The 17,866-nt window shown below is 62.9% G+C and carries 13 protein-coding genes; 5 read left to right on the top strand and 8 right to left on the bottom strand.

What is annotated here, in order from left to right; genetic code table 11:
* The first annotated feature begins 101 nt into the window (after window positions 1-101).
* A complete protein-coding gene (malE, locus tag V6943_RS16195; protein WP_340554545.1) occupies window positions 102-1,349 on the top strand; it encodes a maltose/maltodextrin ABC transporter substrate-binding protein MalE in 1,248 nt (415 codons plus the stop codon).
* Window positions 1,350-1,385: 36 nt separating this feature from the next.
* Here the strand turns inward: malE and V6943_RS16190 are convergent, their stop codons facing one another.
* The 4 genes from V6943_RS16190 to V6943_RS16175 all read right to left on the bottom strand — a co-directional run bounded on the left by V6943_RS16190 (window position 1,386) and on the right by V6943_RS16175 (window position 4,745).
* Window positions 1,386-2,717: an MFS transporter gene (locus tag V6943_RS16190; RefSeq protein WP_340554543.1), complete on the bottom strand. Its 1,332-nt coding sequence runs from the start codon at window positions 2,715-2,717 to the stop codon at window positions 1,386-1,388.
* A 49-nt stretch (window positions 2,718-2,766) separates the two neighbouring features.
* Window positions 2,767-3,093, bottom strand: a complete 327-nt coding sequence (locus V6943_RS16185) for an AzlD domain-containing protein (RefSeq protein ID WP_131650331.1) — start codon at window positions 3,091-3,093, stop codon at window positions 2,767-2,769.
* Window positions 3,075-3,818, bottom strand: coding sequence for an AzlC family ABC transporter permease (locus V6943_RS16180; protein ID WP_340554540.1), 744 nt, complete (start codon window positions 3,816-3,818; stop codon window positions 3,075-3,077). Before V6943_RS16180 ends, V6943_RS16185 begins: the two co-directional genes overlap by 19 nt.
* Before the next feature lie 357 nt (window positions 3,819-4,175).
* Entirely contained in the window at window positions 4,176-4,745 is a 570-nt protein-coding gene (locus V6943_RS16175; protein WP_340554538.1) for a GNAT family N-acetyltransferase, read from the bottom strand.
* 489 nt (window positions 4,746-5,234) lie between these two features.
* Here V6943_RS16175 and V6943_RS16170 point away from each other — a divergent pair, with 489 nt between their 5' ends.
* Entirely contained in the window at window positions 5,235-8,705 is a 3,471-nt protein-coding gene (locus V6943_RS16170; protein WP_340554536.1) for a hybrid sensor histidine kinase/response regulator, read from the top strand.
* 266 nt (window positions 8,706-8,971) lie between these two features.
* Here V6943_RS16170 and rmuC read toward each other — a convergent pair whose 3' ends face one another.
* Both rmuC and V6943_RS16160 read right to left on the bottom strand, forming a co-directional pair.
* Entirely contained in the window at window positions 8,972-10,447 is a 1,476-nt protein-coding gene (rmuC, locus tag V6943_RS16165) for a DNA recombination protein RmuC (RefSeq protein WP_340554534.1), read from the bottom strand.
* Between the two features lie 60 nt (window positions 10,448-10,507).
* The gene (locus V6943_RS16160) at window positions 10,508-10,861 is read right to left on the bottom strand and encodes a tetratricopeptide repeat protein (protein ID WP_131650326.1); all 354 of its coding nucleotides are present in this window, start codon (window positions 10,859-10,861) and stop codon (window positions 10,508-10,510) included.
* A 558-nt stretch (window positions 10,862-11,419) separates the two neighbouring features.
* Here V6943_RS16160 and V6943_RS16155 point away from each other — a divergent pair.
* The 3 genes from V6943_RS16155 to V6943_RS16145 are packed head-to-tail and all read left to right on the top strand — an operon-like array spanning window position 11,420 to window position 14,567.
* Window positions 11,420-13,984, top strand: a complete 2,565-nt coding sequence (locus tag V6943_RS16155; RefSeq protein WP_340554532.1) for a YdbH domain-containing protein — start codon at window positions 11,420-11,422, stop codon at window positions 13,982-13,984.
* A gap of 38 nt (window positions 13,985-14,022) precedes the next feature.
* The gene (locus tag V6943_RS16150) at window positions 14,023-14,214 is read left to right on the top strand and encodes a YnbE family lipoprotein (RefSeq protein WP_340554530.1); all 192 of its coding nucleotides are present in this window, start codon (window positions 14,023-14,025) and stop codon (window positions 14,212-14,214) included.
* Between the two features lie 8 nt (window positions 14,215-14,222).
* Window positions 14,223-14,567 carry a YdbL family protein gene (locus V6943_RS16145; RefSeq protein WP_131650323.1) on the top strand — a complete coding sequence of 115 codons (345 nt, stop codon included), beginning with the start codon at window positions 14,223-14,225 and terminating at the stop codon, window positions 14,565-14,567.
* 102 nt (window positions 14,568-14,669) lie between these two features.
* Here V6943_RS16145 and V6943_RS16140 read toward each other — a convergent pair whose 3' ends face one another.
* Entirely contained in the window at window positions 14,670-15,656 is a 987-nt protein-coding gene (locus V6943_RS16140; RefSeq protein WP_340554528.1) for a lipid A deacylase LpxR family protein, read from the bottom strand.
* Window positions 15,657-15,902: 246 nt separating this feature from the next.
* Window positions 15,903-17,864, bottom strand: a complete 1,962-nt coding sequence (locus V6943_RS16135) for a PhoX family protein (protein WP_340554526.1) — start codon at window positions 17,862-17,864, stop codon at window positions 15,903-15,905.
* Window positions 17,865-17,866 lie beyond the last annotated feature (2 nt).

Genomic DNA, 17,866 nt, shown 5'->3' with positions numbered 1-17,866 from the left:
GTAGCGGACCGGCCCTGCCGTGCGGCATGGACCGGTGCGGATTGGCGATGCGCAACTGCGCACGGCCAGCCGCCCGCATGCCGTCATGCAAGGAGGCATCCATGATCGCTTTGTTCAACGCCACGACGCTTTCGCTTCTTCTGCTCTGCCTGTCTGGGAACGCGCTTGCGTTCGAACGCGACAAGCTGCTGGTCTGGGTCAATCAGGACAAGGGTTTCAACGGCGTCGCCGAGGTCGGCAAGCGTTTCCAGGCCGACACCGGCATCACGGTCGAAGTCGCCACGCCGGACGACCTGGCCGCTCGCTTCGACCGTCAGGCCAATACGGCCAAAGGGCCGGACATCGTTATCTTCGCTCATGACCGCTTCGGCTCCTGGCTCGACGCCGGGCATCTGGCCGCGTTGTCCCCGAGCCCGGCCGCGCTGCAGCGCACACCGGCCTTCGCCTGGGAAGCCGTCAGCGTCGCCAAGCGCATCTACGGTTACCCGCTGTCCACCGAGGTGGTCAGCCTGATCTACAACCGTGACCTGGTGCCAACGCCACCGCGCACCTGGGGCGAGGTGATCGAACTTGACCAACGATTGCGCGCCCAAGGCAAGCGCGCCATCGAATGGGACTACGCCAACCTCTACTTCTCCTGGCCGATCATCGCCGGCAGTGGCGGCTACAGTTTGCGCAAGCGCAACGGCTTGTATGACTTCGACGATCCGGGTATCGCCAATTCCGGGGCAATTGCGGGCTTCAGGCAGATTCAGCAGTTGCTCGAACTCGGCGTGCTGTCACCGGAAGCCAGCTATGGCCGAATGATGGATGCGTTCAAGGCAGGCGAGCTGGCGATGATGATCAATGGCCCCTGGGTGTGGAATGAGTTGCGCGCGGCGGGGCTCCGCTTCGGTGCTGCCGACGTGCCGGGCATCGATGCCAACCATCCCGGCAAACCCTTCGTGGGCGTCGTCGCCGCCGCGGTCAATGCGCACAGCCCGAACCAGAAGCAGGCACAGCGATTTCTCGACGACTACCTGACCACCGCAGACGGACTTCGCAGCATTGATGCCGACAAGCCGCTGGGCGCGGTAGCGAATCTGGAACTGCTGGAAACGCTGCAGCATGAACCCTTGATCGCGCATACCTATCGCTCGGCCACCAAGGGGGAAATCATGCCCGACGTACCGGAGATGAAGCGTTTCTGGGCATTGTTCGAAAGCCGCCTGAAGCCGATGCTGCTCGGCGAGCGGCCAATCCCGGCAACGCTCGAAGAAATCAGCGGACGTCTGAGCCAGCATGCGCAGATGCAGAGCGTGCGCCGCCGCTTCTACCCCATCGCCGAAGCGAGCGACTCAGCGCCCTGAGCGCAACAGCCGGCCCGCTAAGTTCCCAGCGCCTGTTCAAGGCGCTGAACTGCGCTCACCCAGCAGCCAGAGCCGGAAGCGCACCGCGAATTCCGGTACCGAGCTGAAAATCCAGCCGGCGACTAGCACGTTGAGCAGCGCCACGGCGAGAAACAGCTGCGGTATCGACAGCCCGGCTACGGTCAGAATCAGGATCGAGAAGATCGCCGAAATCACCATGAACAGCGCATTGAGGATGTTGTTCGCCGCCACCACGCGCGAGCGCTCCTCCAGCGCAGTGCGCGACTGGATCAAGGCATACAGCGGCACGATATAAAGCCCGCCGAAGGCGCCGAGGCCAAGGATATCGATCAACACCCACCAGGCCCGCGGCTCGGCCAACAGCGCCGTCCAGTCCCGGATTTCACTGGCTGGTGGCACGCTCGTCGCGTGCCACCAGAGCAACACACCGAACAGCGTCAGGCCGATCGAACCCAGCGGCACCAGGCCCATCTCCACGCGATGCCGCGACAGCCGTTCGCAGAGCATCGAACCCAGCGCGATGCCGATCGAGAAGACTGACAGGATCAACGTCACCACACCCTCGTCGCCCTGCAACAGGTCACGGGAAAACGCTGGAATCTGTGTCAGATAGACCGCGCCTAAGAACCAGAACCAGGAATTTCCCACCATCGCGCGCGACACGGCGCGCTGCTGGCCCAGCCCCAGGCGCATGATCCGCAGCGACTGGCGCAGTAAGTTCCAGTCCAGGCGCAGGCTTGGCAGCGCCGCCAGCGAAAACGGAATCTTCCGACTGGCCAGATAACCGATCACGGCCAGCAGCACCACGGCCACCGACACCCGCATGGCGTAATCGCCACCGGACATCAGCACGCCAGCGGTGATGGTGCCGCCGAGAATCGCCAGGAAGGTACCCATTTCCACCAGCGCGTTGCCGCCGACCAACTCATCGCTATGCAGTTGCTGCGGCAGGATCGAATACTTCACCGGCCCGAACAGCGCCGACTGCGTGCCCATGCAGAACAGCACCACGAGCAATAACGGCAGATTGCCCAGCAACATCCCCACGGCGCCGACCAGCATGATCAGGATTTCGGCGAACTTGATTCGGCGTATCAGCCACGCCTTCTCGTACTTCTCACCGAACTGGCCGCCGAGCGCGGAGAACAGGAAGAACGGCAGGATGAACAGCAGCGCGCAAAGATTCACCAGCAAGCTGACGTCGGCCGTGGTGCCGAGCTTGTAGAGAATGGCGAGCACTAGCGCCTGCTTGAACACATTGTCGTTGAACGCACCGAGCAGCTGCGTCACGAAGAACGGCAGGAAGCGCCGCGTACCGAGCAGACGGAACTGGGAATGCTGGCTCATCGGAAACCCCCGCGGCTACGCTCGCCCCGCACGAGATCCGCCCCGACGCTCACAGCGGCAGCTGCCCGAACGCCCAGCGTAAAAGAAAGAAACTCAGCAGCCCGCCGCCGATGGTGGCCAGCAGGTTGCGGCTGATCGCCGCGATGAAGATTGCCAGCAGGCCAGCCAGCAGATAGGCGTTGTCCCACGCCAGCGCCCATTCGCCCTCCGGCATCAGCATCGCCGGCACGACGATGGCAGTCAGCACGGCCACCGGCACGTAATGTAAGCCCTGCTCCACCAGACGCGGGAAGCGCAGGTCGGGCCAGGCGAAGAAGCTGTAACGAATCACGAAGGTGATCGCCAGCATGCCCAGAATCAGCAGCCAGATTTGCATGGGTTCGCCTCCTTTCGTGCATGACGTTCGGCTCGCCGTTCGGCTCGCTGTTCCAGCCAGACACCTACGACGATGCCGGCCAGTGCCGCGGCGATCAGGCCCAGCTTGTAGGGCAGTTCCCAAGTCAGCAGCGCCACGGCGGCGGCCACCAGCGCGGACGCCACTTGCGGGCGGGTGCGCATCATCGGTACGGCGATGCCGATGAAGGTCGCGATCATGGCGAAATCCAGGCCCCAACTGGCGACATTCGGTACCGCCTGACCGAAGGCGATGCCGGCCAGCGTCGCCAGTTGCCAGCTCAGGTACATGGTCAACGCCGCGCCGAGGAAGAACCAGTGCTTGTGCGGCGACGCGTCGTCGCTGGCATAGCGGTGCTGAATGACCGCAAAGGCTTCATCGGTCAGCCAGAAGGCCAGCGGCACCCGCCAGCGGCTGGACAAATGTCGCACGAACGGCTGCAGCGCTGCGCTGTAAAGCGCGTGGCGCAGGTTGACTACGAACGTCGTCAGCAGCACCACGGCCGCGCCGACGCCGCCAGTGATCAAGGTGATCGCAATAAACTGCGCGGAGCCGGCGAACACCAGCGCCGACATGCCGATGGTCTGCCAGGTCGAAAGTCCGGCCCCGATGGAGAGCGTGCCGAAGATGATGCCAAACGGGATCGCACCGACGATCAACGGAAGAATATCGCGGCAACCGTGCCAGAACTCTTGCGAGCGGGACATCGAGGCTCCTTAGGTGTGCACCGCAAACGATAACGAGCTACGCGCCGCCATCGCGGTCGGAGCGTAGGGAATTTTGAAGACGGGCTGATGACCACAGGACAACCCGCCCGTGGAAACGGCAGACATTACCTTATGTCGGCGCCTGACGGCGACGGGCGTGCTTCTCGTGGAGTTAATGACGAGGGCCGGGGCCGCTTTCCCCTCCCCCAACCCTCTCCCCGGTGGGGAGAGGGAGCTGAAAGCGGGTCCAGGAGGTGCCCTGAGCTACTGGGTTGGTCCGCAGCATTTCATCGCCCGGCAAACACCACCTGTAAAGCGGCTGGAGCACATCAGGCGAGCAAGCACGATGCTGACTGATCAACCAATAGCCCGCGCCTCCAACATACCCCTGACTGCCGGCCATTCTCGATCAGTGATGCTGTAGAGCACCGTGTCGTCCAGGCGGCCGTCGGCGAGGCGGCGATGGTTGCGCAGCACGCCTTCGCGCTGTGCACCGAGCTTCTCGATGGCGCGCTGGGAGCGCAGGTTGCTGGCGGCGGTTTTCAGTTGCAGGCGTACCAGTTGCCACTCATCGAAGGCGTGTTTGAGCAGCAGGTATTTGATCGAGGTGTTCAGCCCAGTGCCGTGCCCGGCTTTGTCCAGCCAGGTCCAGCCGAGTTCGCCAGCCGGCAGCGACGGATTGAAATCGGCGAAGCGAGTCGTCCCGATGATGCGCTCGGCCATGCGCAGGGTGAACGCCACCGCGCGACCGTCGCGCTGTTCGCTGAGCGCGAAACGATACCAGTCCGGGCGTAGCGGCCCGTTGAGGTAAATCAGCTCGTCGCGGTTACGCTCGGCGAGCTCGACCAAGGCCGGGATGTCGGCCTCTGCGAGCGGGTCCAGGCGCAGAGCGCCTCGCTGCAAAGTGACCGGACGCGGCATGAACATCGAGATTCTCCTATGTGGGCACGCTTGTTGTGATCACGGCGCAGGCGGTAAGTGCCCAGCGGCCATCCGCGTCAGCTGACAATGGGTACAAGCCAGCCCGGACGCGCGTGCCGAGACACCGAATCAGCCACCACAGCAGTAAGCCGCAGGCAAGCCAGTATTTGTCTAGTCCGGTACTTTCGCCCGTTGCGCCCGCGACGACCAGCCTCATGCGACGATGGTCGCAGCCGCCACACGCCGATCGCTTTTACTGCGAAACTTTACACATTGATCTATCACCAAGCGGCAGCCTTCGGTTATCCAAGACTTGCCGAGCATGAGCTGTCGCCGAGCGGTAATTCCGGTCCTGAAACAGTCGCATCGCACCGGCTGACCCTGGTCAGCCGGTGCGAACGTACTGCTATACCGGCTATCGTCTAAGCGCAGCCCGGTTCGGTATGACGACCGGCCGGGCTGGAGCCTGCTACTTATTTGCTGTCTGGAGTTTGCATGTCATTGTCCGGTGGGTTGATCGCGCTGGTCGCCTTTACCTATATGGCCGTGCTGTTTGCCATCGCGTTCTATGGCGATCGAAACCGCGCGCATATGTCACCGCGTGTACGCGCCTGGGTCTATAGCCTGTCGCTGGCCGTCTATTGCACCAGTTGGACCTTCTTCGGCGCCGTTGGCCAGGCAGCCGAGCAGCTCTGGTCATTCCTGCCGATCTATCTCGGGCCCATCCTGCTGATGCTGCTGGCGCCCCAGGTGATCCAGAAGATGATCATGATCAGCAAGCAGGAGAACATCACCTCCATCGCCGACTTCATCGCTGCGCGTTACGGCAAATCGCAGACATTGGCGGTGGTGGTGACGCTGATTTGTCTGGTGGGAGTGCTGCCCTACATTGCCCTGCAGCTCAAAGGCATCGTGCTCGGTGTGAACCTGCTGATCGGCAAGCACAGCGAGGCCGTCGCCGGCTCCGGCACGCAGGACACGGCATTGATCGTATCCGTGGTGCTGGCGCTGTTCACGGTACTGTTCGGCACACGCAACCTGGATGTCACCGAGCACCATCGCGGCATGGTACTGGCGATCGCCTTCGAGTCCCTGGTCAAGTTGCTCGCGTTCATGGCCGTAGGCGCCTTCGTCACCTTCGGTCTGTATGACGGTTTCGGCGATCTGTTCAATCAGGCTTACGTTTCCACGGAACTGACCGGCTTCTGGGAAGAAACGGTCAACTGGCCGGCCATGCTGGTACAAACCACCGTGGCGCTGATGGCCATCGTCTGCCTGCCGCGACAATTCCACGTGACGGTGGTTGAGAACATCGAACCGCGCGACTTCCGCCTGGCGCGCTGGGTCTTTCCGCTGTATCTGGTGCTGGCCGCGCTGTTCGTCATTCCAATCGCACTGGCCGGACAGCTGCTTCTGCCGAGCGGAATCAGCCCCGACTCCTTCGTGATCAGCCTGCCGTTGGCCGAAGCTCACCCGGCGCTGGCGATGCTGGCCTTCATCGGTGGCGCCTCGGCCGCGACCGGCATGGTCATCGTCGCCAGCGTCGCGTTGTCGACCATGGTGTCCAACGACATGCTGCTGCCGTGGCTGTTGCGCCGCAAAGAAGCCGAGCAGCCCTTCGAGGTGTTCCGCCACTGGATGCTGTCGGTGCGCCGCATCAGCATCGTCGCCATCCTGCTGCTGGCCTATGTCAGCTACCGCCTGCTCGGCTCCAGCGCCAGTCTGGCGACCATCGGCCAGATCGCCTTCGCCGCCCTGACCCAATTGGCGCCGGCGATGGTCGGTGCGCTGTACTGGAAGCAGGCCAACCGGCGTGGCGTGTTTGCCGGCCTCACTGCCGGCGCGATGATCTGGGTCTACACGCTGATTCTGCCGCTGCTCGGCTGGCCGCTGGAGATGTTTCCCGGCCTGCAATGGATGTACACCGCCGAGCTGCCGTTCGGCGCCAGCGCCCTGACGCTCGGCGTGACGCTGTCTTTGGTGGGCAACGCGACGCTGTTTTTCTGGGTCTCGATCCTGTCCCAAACCCGTGTGGCCGAGCACTGGCAGGCCAGCCGCTTCATCGGCCAGGAGATCCACCCAACCGCCAGCACGCGCCGACTGCTGGCCGTGCAGGTCGAAGACCTGCTCTCGCTGGCCTCGCGCTTCGTCGGTGCCGAACGCGCGGAGCTCAGCTTCCAACGCTTCGCCCGCCGTCATGGCCATGATTTTTCGCCCAGGCAACAGGCCGACGGCCAGTGGATCGCTCACACCGAGCGGCTGCTCGCTGGTGTCCTCGGCGCCTCCTCGACCCGCGCGGTGGTCAAGGCCGCGTTGGAAGGCCGTGACATGCAGGTCGATGACGTGGTGCGCATCGTCGGCGAGGCATCGGAGGTGCTGCAGTTCAACCGCGCACTGCTGCAGGGCGCGATCGAAAACATCACCCAAGGGATCAGCGTGGTCGACCAGTCGCTGCGACTGGTGGCCTGGAATCATCGCTACCTCGAGATTTTCGAATACCCGGACGGGCTGGTTTACATTGGCCGACCGATCGCCGACATCATCCGCTACAACGCCGAGCGCGGCCTCTGCGGTCCTGGCGACGCGGACACCCACGTGGCCAAACGGCTGTACTGGATGCGCCAGGGTCGCGCACATACCTCCGAGCGGCTGTTTCCCAACGGTCGAGTGGTCGAACTGATCGGCAATCCGATGCCCGGCGGCGGCTTCGTCATGAGTTTCAGTGACATCACCGCCTTCCGCGAAGCCGAACGCGGCTTGAAGGACGCCAACGAAGGCCTCGAGCAGCGGGTCATCGAGCGAACCCAGGAACTGTCGGAGCTGAACAAGGCGCTGACCGCAGCCAAGAGCACGGCCGAAGCGGCCAATCAGTCGAAGACGCGCTTTCTCGCCGCGGTCAGCCATGACCTGATGCAACCACTGAATGCGGCGCGACTGTTCTCCGCCGCCCTTTCGCACCAGCACGACGCCCTGCCCCGCGAGGCGCAGGATCTGGTGCGCCATCTGGATAGCTCGCTGCGCTCGGCCGAAGACTTGATCTCGGATCTGCTGGATATTTCCCGCCTGGAAAACGGTCGCATCACGCCCGATCGCCACCCGTTCCCGCTGGCCACGCTGTTCGACACGTTGAACACCGAATTCACCATGCTCGCCGCCGAGCAGGCGGTCGATTTCAAGGTGCATGGCAGCCGGTTGCGGGTCGACAGCGACATACGCCTGTTGCGCCGGGTGCTGCAGAACTTCCTCACCAATGCGTTCCGCTACGCCAAAGGTCGCGTGGTGCTGGGCGTGCGGCGGCAGGGCGAGTCCCTGCGTCTGGAAGTCTGGGACCGCGGACCGGGAATTTCCGAAGACAAACTGCAAGTGATCTTCGAGGAATTCAAACGCCTGGATAGTCATCAGACCCGCGCCGAAAAAGGCCTGGGGCTGGGCTTGGCGATTGCGGACGGTTTCTGCCAGGTCCTGAACCATCCGCTGTCGGTACGCTCCTGGCCCGGCACCGGCAGCGTGTTCAGCGTGACGGTTCCGATCGCCAGCAACGTAGTCCGCCAGGCCAAGGTCAACGGCAAGTCCGAAGTACAGCAGACCGCACTGACCGGCATCCAGGTGCTGTGCATCGACAACGAAGACAGCATCCTGGTTGGCATGCAAAGCCTGCTTTCACGCTGGGGATGCCAGGTGTGGACCGCCAGCAACCGAACCGAGTCCGAGGCGTTGCTGAAGGACGATATCCGGCCACAGCTGGTGCTGGTGGATTATCACCTTGACCACGGAGAAACCGGCCTGGACGTCATGGCTTGGTTGCGCGCCCGCCTCGGCGAGCCAGTGCCCGGTGTGGTGATCAGTGCCGACGGGCGCCCAGAGCTGATCGCGGCGGTGCACGCGGCGGGGCTGGATTTCCTTGCCAAGCCGGTCAAGCCGGCGGCACTGCGGGCACTGATGAGCCGGCACGTGCCTTTGCATTGAGCGAAATGCCGCTGCTCCGTGCCGACCCGCTTTCGTAGGAAGCGCACCCTCGCGGCAAATGCGGACCTTATGACAGCACAAGAGCCAATGCTTCGCCCCGAGGGCGGGCCTCCCACAAAAACCGCTGCTCCGTGCCGACCCGCTTTCGTAGGAGGCGCGCCCTCGCGGCGAAAGCGGACCTTATGCCAACACAAGAGGAAAGCTTCGCCCCGAGGACGGGCCTCCCGCAAAAAACCGCACACGCCGCATCACGCCGCCTACGTCGGTTATTCCCCAGCCTCTTCCAACGGCGTCTCCGCCCCGGCACGCTCAAGCCAGTCGGCCGGCAGCTTCTTGCTCGCACGCGCGCCCAGAAGCTTCAGCTGCTCGGCACGGCCGACCAAATTGCCACGCCCATCGGTGAGCTTGTTGCGCGCGCCGATAAAGGCCTTGTCCAGTTGCTGCAAACGCGTGCCGATCTCGTCCAGGTCCTGAATGAAGGCGGCGAACTTGTCGTAGAGCGCACCGGCCCGCTCGGCGATCTCACGGGCGTTCTGGCTTTGCCGCTCCTGCCGCCAGAGGCTGTCGATCACCCGCAATGTGGCAAGCAGAGTAGTCGGGCTGACTATCACGATGTGCTTGCTGTAAGCCTCTTGGAACAGCTCGGGATCGCCCTGCAACGCCGCGGCGAATGCCGCCTCGATCGGCACGAAGAGCAATACGAAATCCAGGCTCTGTAGCCCTTCGAGCCGCTGGTAATCCTTCAACGACAATCCTTTCAGGTGACTGCGCAGCGACAGTACGTGCTGCTTGAGCGCCAACGCGCGGCTGCCTTCGTCTTCGGCGCAGGTCAGCGCCTGATACGCGGTGAGGCTGACCTTGGCATCCACCACGACCTTTTTGTCGCCCGGTAGCTGGATCAGCACGTCAGGCTGGAAGCGTTCGCCATCGGCGCTCTTCAGGCTGACCTGCGTATGGTATTCACGGCCCTTCTCCAGTCCTGCATGTTCCAGCACTCGCTCGAGAATCAGCTCGCCCCAGTTTCCTTGAGTCTTCTGCCCCTGCAACGCACGCGTCAGGTTGGTCGCCTCGTCGCCCAGACGCTGATTGAGCTGTTGCAAGCGCTCCAGCTCCTTGGCCAGGGAAAAGCGTTCGCGCGCCTCGCTCTGGTAGCTTTCCTCGACTCGTTTCTCGAACGACTGGATGCGTTCCTTCAAAGGGTCGAGCAATTGCCCGAGCCGCTCGTGGCTGGCCTCGGCAAAGCGCTGTTCGCGTTCCTCGAAGATTTTCCCAGCCAACTCGGCGAACTGCGCCCGCAGCTCGTCGCGAGCACTCTGCAGATCAATCAGGCGCTGCTCGTGGGTCTTCTGCTGTTCGTTGAGTTCGGCGGTAACGGCGGCATGAGCAGCGCTCAGGGCTCGTAGCTCGGATTGCTGCGCATCGCGCTCGGCTTCCAGATCATTGAGCGCATCGCGGGATTCCAGGCGCTGAGCCTGTAGCCACTCGGTTTCGCGGCGCAGCGCCGCGAGTTCGGCCTGCAGCGCGGCGCGAGACTCGTTGAGGTCGGCGTGTGCCAGACGACTGGTTTCGAGCTGCGCACTCAGACCTTCCTGCGCCATGGTGGCCTGGGCGAGCCGCTCGTCGAACAAGGCAAGTTCGGCCTGACGCCGAGAGAGACGAAGCTGCAACGCGACGGCCACGGCAGCCAACAGCACACAAAGGGAACCAAGCCCGGCGAACAGATAGATGGGGTCAAGAGGCATGAACGGCTCCGGCTGAATTGCCGGGCAGTATAGCCAGCCGTCGTTTGCCGGTCGCCTGTGTCAGCGCTTCGCGGAGAAGCGCTGTAGAGCGCTCGATGCCTCAGCCGAACCTTGCGCAGCGGCTTGCTCCAGCCAATGCCGGGCCTTACTCAACTCGCGGTACTGCGGCTGACAATACAGCTGCCCCAGCTCCAGCTGCGCCTGGCAATCACCGGCACGGGCGGCCTGGCGCAGCATTTCGAAACCGATGCGCCGATCACGCTGGCTGTCGCAGTCGGTGCAGAGCAGCCGCCCGAGCCGACTCTGCGCTTCGACCACGCCCTCGCGCGCGGGCTGCTTGAGCATCCGACCGGCGATTCGTTTGACACTCTTGGTTTGTCCTAGATGCTGGTTGTCCAGCAGCCATAGCGCCATGCGCAACGGCAAGCGCGGGGACGTTGATAGGCTATCGACGGAAGTCGAAGCGGTAGAGCGCGTTCTCATGAGTACCGAAGGGGTTCGAGGACAGGGCGCGCACTCTACTCCTTTTTTCTTAGAGTTAAAGCCTTGCAAAATTTGCAGAAAGGCGATCCGTATCACATAAAAATTTCATCCACAAAAGCTGTGGATAACTCTGTGGGCAAACGGGTTACAAATCCCGCTAGCGCTTATGGTTAGTGGGCTGCAGTTAAACTGGCGTTTTTTTCGCCAGTAGAAAATCTCCTTATTTTTCAGCAAGTTATTAATGATCTATGCGTCCGTACGATTTGCGACAGTTTGTCATAAGCGCTTGACAAGCCCGCTCGCGAAATGTGCACAAGTTTGTGGCAGCAAGCGCAGAGAGCCCGTCCCAAGCGGCTTTTGCGCAGGTTTGAGCGGCTAACGGGGAACTTTGTACTGCCTGACCGGTCGTCGGGTGCTGCCAGTTAGGGCACATCGCAATACCCGCAATGACCGGCTTATGCTTGGGCATCGGTCACAACGGGATAAGTCATGACGAAGGGGCGCAGGGTCCTGGGCTGGACGGTCGCGGGAGTGGTTCTGCTGGTTCTTAGCATTGCCGTCTACGGTGGCTTGCGCTGGCAAGAATTCAAGCGTGAGTTCGATATCGTCACGCTCGACATCGACGGGTTGCGCCTGTCGACCGATCAGCTACGCGTGCGACAAATTGTCTTGGTTAGGCAGACCGCATCCGACGAACGGCTCGCGGTAACGGTCGATAATTTGCGCCTCGGCATCGCGAACTGGTGGCGACCGCTGCCGCTCCGGTCGCTACGCATCGATCACCTCGACGTACAGTGGCAGCCGGTGCCCAACGCGAGTGATGAGCGCGAACCCACCGCCCTGCCCAGCCGCCAGCAACTGGAACGCTGGACGGCCTGGTTGCCCCGTAGCGGCCATATCGCTTCGCTCGTCACCACCCTGCCCTGCGCCAGCGGTACCTGTCAGGAACAGGGCGAGCTGAGCTGGCAGCACGCCGGTAGAGAGGTGCTACCCGCCACACTGAACCTGCAGCTACATCACGACACGCATCAGCTGGCACTGACGCTGGACATCCACGAACGGGGCGCCGACACCCATGCCGATCTGCAATTGCAACTGGACGACCAGCAGCGCCTGTCCATGCAAAACCGGCTGACGCCAGAGGCCGACTCGACACAATGGCGCGGCACGCTGGCCATGAGCGAGCTGCCGGAAGCACCTTGGCTGCTGGAGTGGTTGGGCGAATGGCTGGCCTACGCACCGCCAGCTTTACCCGAATTGCCGGAGCAGATGCGCATTGGCGCGGGCTGGTCGCTGCAGATCGATACCGACGACCTTACGGGTGAATGGCGTGTGCTCGATGGCGAGCTACGCCTGTCGAGCCATCTGCCCGCACCCTGGCCAGTACCCGGCATCGGTCAACTGCAGGGACGATTGGATGCAACCGCCGAAGCCAACCGTGGCATCTGGCTACCTACCGAACTGACCGCCGATCTGCAACTGCGCCCGGCGGCCACGTTGGTCGAAGCCCTTCCGGCACCGCTGCGACCCGACGCGATCAGTCTCCAGATCACGCCAGCGCCGGCCACTGAAACAACGTCCACGATACCGATGCAGATGCGCCTGAACGCGAGCGGGGCCATGCCGCTCACACTCGATAGCCTGATCTCGCTCGAAACCGCCGCGCCCTATGCGCTGTCCTTCGAGCAAACCAGATTGAGGCTGGATAGCAGAGCGCTTTCGTTGGCGGAAATGACCTTGACCGACCTTGAAGCCGATCTGCGGATGCGTGGCCGCGCAACCATGGAAGCAGCCAATATCCAGTTCGAGAAAGGCTCGCAGGTCACACTGGCTCGTCTAAGCAGTGGCGCCGATCTGGTGGCTAACGGCGTGCAACTTGACCCATCCGGGCTCGATATCGCTATTGACTCCAATGCCCAGCAGTGGGACGAATTGTCAATCGAAGGCAAGCCCACACTCAAGATCGCCGAACTCCGGCAACCGGCGCTGCGCCCCATGGGCTGGCAATGGAGCGGCAAACTCGTTGCCGGAAGCGAACAGCTTTCGCTCGAAGGCCCGCTGCAAAACGACGCCGGGCTCACGCTCCCTCTGACGCTCAACCACAACTGGTCCAGCGGCGCGACGCGGCTGAATGCGAGCCTTCCTGAACTGTTCCTGCGCGCGGGCAATCCGTTGGCTGCGACGCTCGCCGACTGGCCGCAGGTTCTGGAACTGAGCACTGGAAGGCTGCACGGGCAAGGTCAACTCGACCTGCCTGCCGAGGGTCTTCCCGAGGCGAGCGCGACGCTCAGCGTCAAAGGGCTCGGTGGCATTTACGACCGCACCGAACTGAGCGGGTTGGACGCGAATCTCTCGATTGCGCTGCGGCGAAACCAGCTGCGCCTGGAGATTCCCGAACTAGTCCTGCGGGAAGCCAATCCCGGCTTCACCTTCGGCCCGCTGCGGTTCGGCGGCGAATATACGGGCGACATCGACCACCTCGATCGGGGCCGTCTCGCCTGGAACACCGCTGAGGTGCAATTGCTGGGCGGCCGGCTCTGGCTCGACCCCGGCGAGGCGGACCTGGATGCCGGCACGCAACAACTGAGCGCGCATTTGCGCGGTCTACAACTGCCGTTATTGCTCAAGGCCTACCCCGCCGAAGGCCTGTCCGGCACCGGCGTGATCGATGGCGAATTGCAGCTGCAGCGTAGCGAGGCTGGCGTGAGTATCGAACGCGGCTCGCTGCAGGCGCGGGAGCCGGGCGGCGTGCTGCGGTTCCGCTCAGCGAAGATTCAGGCGCTCGGCCAGTCCAACCCAGCGATGCGTCTGGTGACCGAGGCCCTGGATGACTTTCACTACGATCTGCTCGCCAGCGACGTGCACTACTCCGCCGACGGTACGCTCGACCTGGGGCTCAAACTGCACGGTCGCAATCCGGCGTTGGAAGGCGGTCGCCCGATCAACCTTTCGATCAACCTCGAAGAGAACATTCCGGCCCTGCTGACCAGTCTGCAACTGTCCGATCGCGTCAGCGAAACCATTCAAAGGCGGGTGCAGGAGCGCCTCAGATAAGGCAATGTATCCGCCACCCCGAACAGGAGAAGACCGTTATGCGGTTGCGCTATCCGATCAGCATTCTGACGCTGGCCCTGCTCGCCAGCGCCTGCACCCCGAGAGTGGAATTGGCTGTGCCCAACGAACCGATCAACATCAACCTCAACGTGAAAATCGAGCACGAGATCTACATCAAGGTCGACAAGCAGCTCGACTCGATCATCAACGAAGACAGCGGCTTGTTCTAAGGAGCCTTATGAAAAGCTATCTGAAACTCGGCACCCTGCTCCTGGCGCTGTGCCTGGCCCTGCCCGCCGCCGCCATGACCCTCAATGAAGCCATGGCCGCTCTCGGTCAGGCCAAGGCCAGCGGCCAGCTCGGCGAGAAGCCCGACGGCTATCTGGGTGTGGTGCAGTCCGGTGGCCAGGCGGAAGATATCGCCAGTCAGATCAACCAGGCGCGGCGCGCCGAATATCACCGTCTGGCGCAGAAGAACGGCATCGCCGTCAGCGATGTCGAGGCGATTGCCGGCAAGAAGGCCATCGAGAAGACCCCCTCGGGGCAGATCATCCAGCTCAACGGCAGTTGGGTGAAGAAATAACCCGTCTACCCCGTTCGTAGGGCCGAACTTGTTCGGGCTTGGCCAAGCAGGCCGCGCATTGCCGAATGAATTCGGCCCTACAGCAATGCGCACCACTTCGCATCAGAACCAGGCGGAAAGCGTCAATGAGCCGAACTGATCGTGTTCGTCCTGGCCATTGAATTCGCGGGTCCGCCAGACACTGGCAAACGCCAGTTGCCAGCTGTTCCAGGTCAGCGCCACGCCGGCCTTGGCATCGCCAACCCACTCGCGGCTGTCGACCGAATGGCTGCTTTTGAAGGTATTGCCCTCCAGCAGCATGTTGTGGGCCATGTAGCGTCCTTCGAGGTTGGCGAAAAGGCTCCAGGCGAACCCGCCGCCCTGGTCGAAGAACATGCTGCCACTCTGTGCGGGCGCCACTGCCGGGATGCTGAAGCTGCGCGCCAGGCCCTGGCCGATACGAACGCCCAGGCCTGCGGAACCGTAGGTGTAGAGATTGCCGAGCGCGACGCCTGCGCTCGGCCCGTACTCCATTTCCAGCCCGGCGAAGCGCTGCTGCAACCACCAGCGTTTCTGGTAGCCGAGGTTGACGAAGGGCTCGTTGCGCAACTGGTTGTCCCAACCCCTGGGCTCGTCGCTGTCGGTCGCATCATGCACCCAGCGCTGAATCCGCTTGCCGCCCGCAGCCGGCCCGACCACGCCCACATCGAGGTGCAGGCCGCTGGCTTCGCGCCAGCCCTCGTGCTGTATATCGGAAAAGAGCGACATTCCGGCGAACAACAGGCCGGCATAAGGCCGATCGTCCTCGATCAGCTCGGCCTGTTCGATCTCGTTCGGGGTGTAGATCTGATGCCCGAAGCGATAGGCCACGTTATCGACCTCCTCCGCCGCCCAACCCGGCATGGACCCAGCGAACCCGCGCGTCCAGTGATCGGCCTCGGGCTTGAACGAGCGCATCAGCTCGAAGCCGTTGGTGTAATGACCGTCACTACCGGTGGCGATGATGTCGTTCTCGATCTTCAGCGAGTACAGATCCGCCTGGCTGGCGAGAGGAATACAAGCGACAAGTACGGCGAGGGAAATACGAGTACGCAAATGCGGGTTTGCCATGGCCCAGCTCCTTGGTTACATGCAACAGGAAATGTATCTGCATGTTTTAGAGCCGGGCGTTTACCGAAACGTTCACCGACGCGTTTAGCGCGCATCCGCAACGGGTGAGCCGGCTCTAAGCCTAGCCGTGAAGCGGCACAGCCTCGACGTAGGTGCGCTCCGCACCACCGAGCCCCGGTGCATGCGGCGTGCATGTAGCCTGCGGATGAAACTCCACAGAACTGCCCATCGTTCGAAGCTTCGCTGTCAGGTGCCGATAACGCCTCCGTCGTTCTTGGTGATGAGCACCGTTGAGGAACGCGGGCGAGTCTTGCCGTCGCTGGCCGGAAAACTCAGCTCGGGATGCTGCACATTGATCCACATGGCCCGGTAGTCCGGGCTCCAGGTGATGCCGGTGATCTCGCACCCGCGCGGGCCGACCAGAAAACGCCGCACCTCACGGGTCCGTGGGTCGGCGCATAGCAGCTGGTTGGTGCCCATGGCCTGCATCGCTGGCTCCTCGTCGCCGTAGTCGGTTTCGATCCACAACCGGCCGGCGCCATCGAACGCCACGCCATCTGGCGAAGAAAAAATATCCCCGTTGATGGTCCCGGTGAGATGAGCCGGCACCGGCTGGCCGTCCGCGTCTTTAGCGCCGGGTCGCTCACCTGCCAGCAGAAAGATTTCCCAGGTGAAGACCGTCGCGGTCGGATCTCCGCCCTGCTCGTTCCAGCGCAGGATCTGCCCGTGCAGGTTGTTCGATCGCGGGTTGGCCTTGTCGGTTGGCTGCTTCACGCCACGGCCATCATTGTTGGTAAGCGTCACGTAGACCTCCCGACTGTGAGGATGCACCGCCACCCATTCCGGCCGATCCATAGGTGTCGCTCCGACGTGATCGGCAGCGGCGCGGGCGTTGAGCAGTACCTCGGCCTGGTCGGCGAAACCGTTCGCGGCGCTCAAGCCGTTCCGCCCGTGCACCAACGCCAGCCACTCGCCGCTGCCGTCGGCATTGAAGCGCGCCACGTAGAGCGTGCCTCTGTCCAACAGCTGACGGTTGGCGTGATCAGCACCCGGCACGTAGCGGCCGCTGGGGACGAACTTGTAGACGTATTCGCCCTTGGTGTCGTCGCCGGAATAGAACGCCATGCGACCGTCCTCGCCCAACGACAGAACGGAGCATTCGCGGCAATATCGGCCAAACGCGGTGCGCTTGATCGGCGTGCTCTGCGGATCGAACGGGTCGACTTCCACCACCCAGCCGAAGCGATTCGGCTCATTCACGTGGCCATTGTGGGGTTGCGCCGGGTCCGGCGTGGCGTTGAAGCGCGGATCGGCAGTCTCCCAGCCGTAGAGCTTGCTCAGCCCTTCGCCGGCAATACCGTAGCGCTTGTGCGAGACGCGCGTGGCCAGGTCCGCGGCGTCGTGGTTGACGAAGTAGTTGTGCCAGTTTTCCTCGCACACCAGATAGGTGCCCCACGGCGTGAAGCCGCTGGAACAGTTGTTCAGCGTACCGATGATTTCCCGCCCGCTCGGGTCGGAGGCGGTCTTCAGCGCGTCGTTACCGGCCAGCGGTCCGCTGACCGCCATAGGCGTCATCGCCGAGATACGGCGGTTGTAGCGCGATGGCATGACCCGCTGCCATTGTCCCTGCGCATCCTTCTTCACTTCGATGACACTAACGCCGTGGGCCGCCTGTTCCTTGCGCACTTCGTCCAGCGGGCGCTTGCCGTAGGTGAGCGTCATGCCGTTGGGGTGCAGTGGCGGATTGACGTACTCATGGTTGATCACCAGCAAGCCGTGACTGTCGGGGTTTTCCGGGAAGGGAAAGAAGTGCATGCCGTCATGGTTGTCGCCGGCCTGCTTGAGCTGGGCCTGCCAGTCGTCGCTGGCGTCCGGGTTCCACTCTGGTGCGTCGGCCAGCACCGCATCGCCCCAGGAAAAGAACGTCCGCGCGCTGTAGCCGGGCGCCACCAGCACGCTGTCGAATTTCGGGTCAAGCTGAGTGGGAATCCCGCTGAAGCCGATCAGCGAATCAGACTGCCCGGCGCTGCGGCAGGCGCTCAGGCTCGCGCCGAGAAAGCCGAGCGCGGCCAGACCAACACTGCCCTTGAGCATGCTCCGCCGGCTGCGATCGACCAGTTGCCCCAGCGAGGCATTCGAGCTCGGGTTAATGGCCTGATCGTCGAGGGCTGAAAGGTTGGCGTGAAAACTCTGAAAATCCTGTTTCATCA

The organism is Pseudomonas sp. CBC3, from assembly GCF_037967085.1.
Classification (GTDB): domain Bacteria; phylum Pseudomonadota; class Gammaproteobacteria; order Pseudomonadales; family Pseudomonadaceae; genus Stutzerimonas.
The sequence above is the reverse complement of the archived record's forward strand: the minus strand, read 5'-3'. Positions and strand labels throughout refer to the sequence as shown.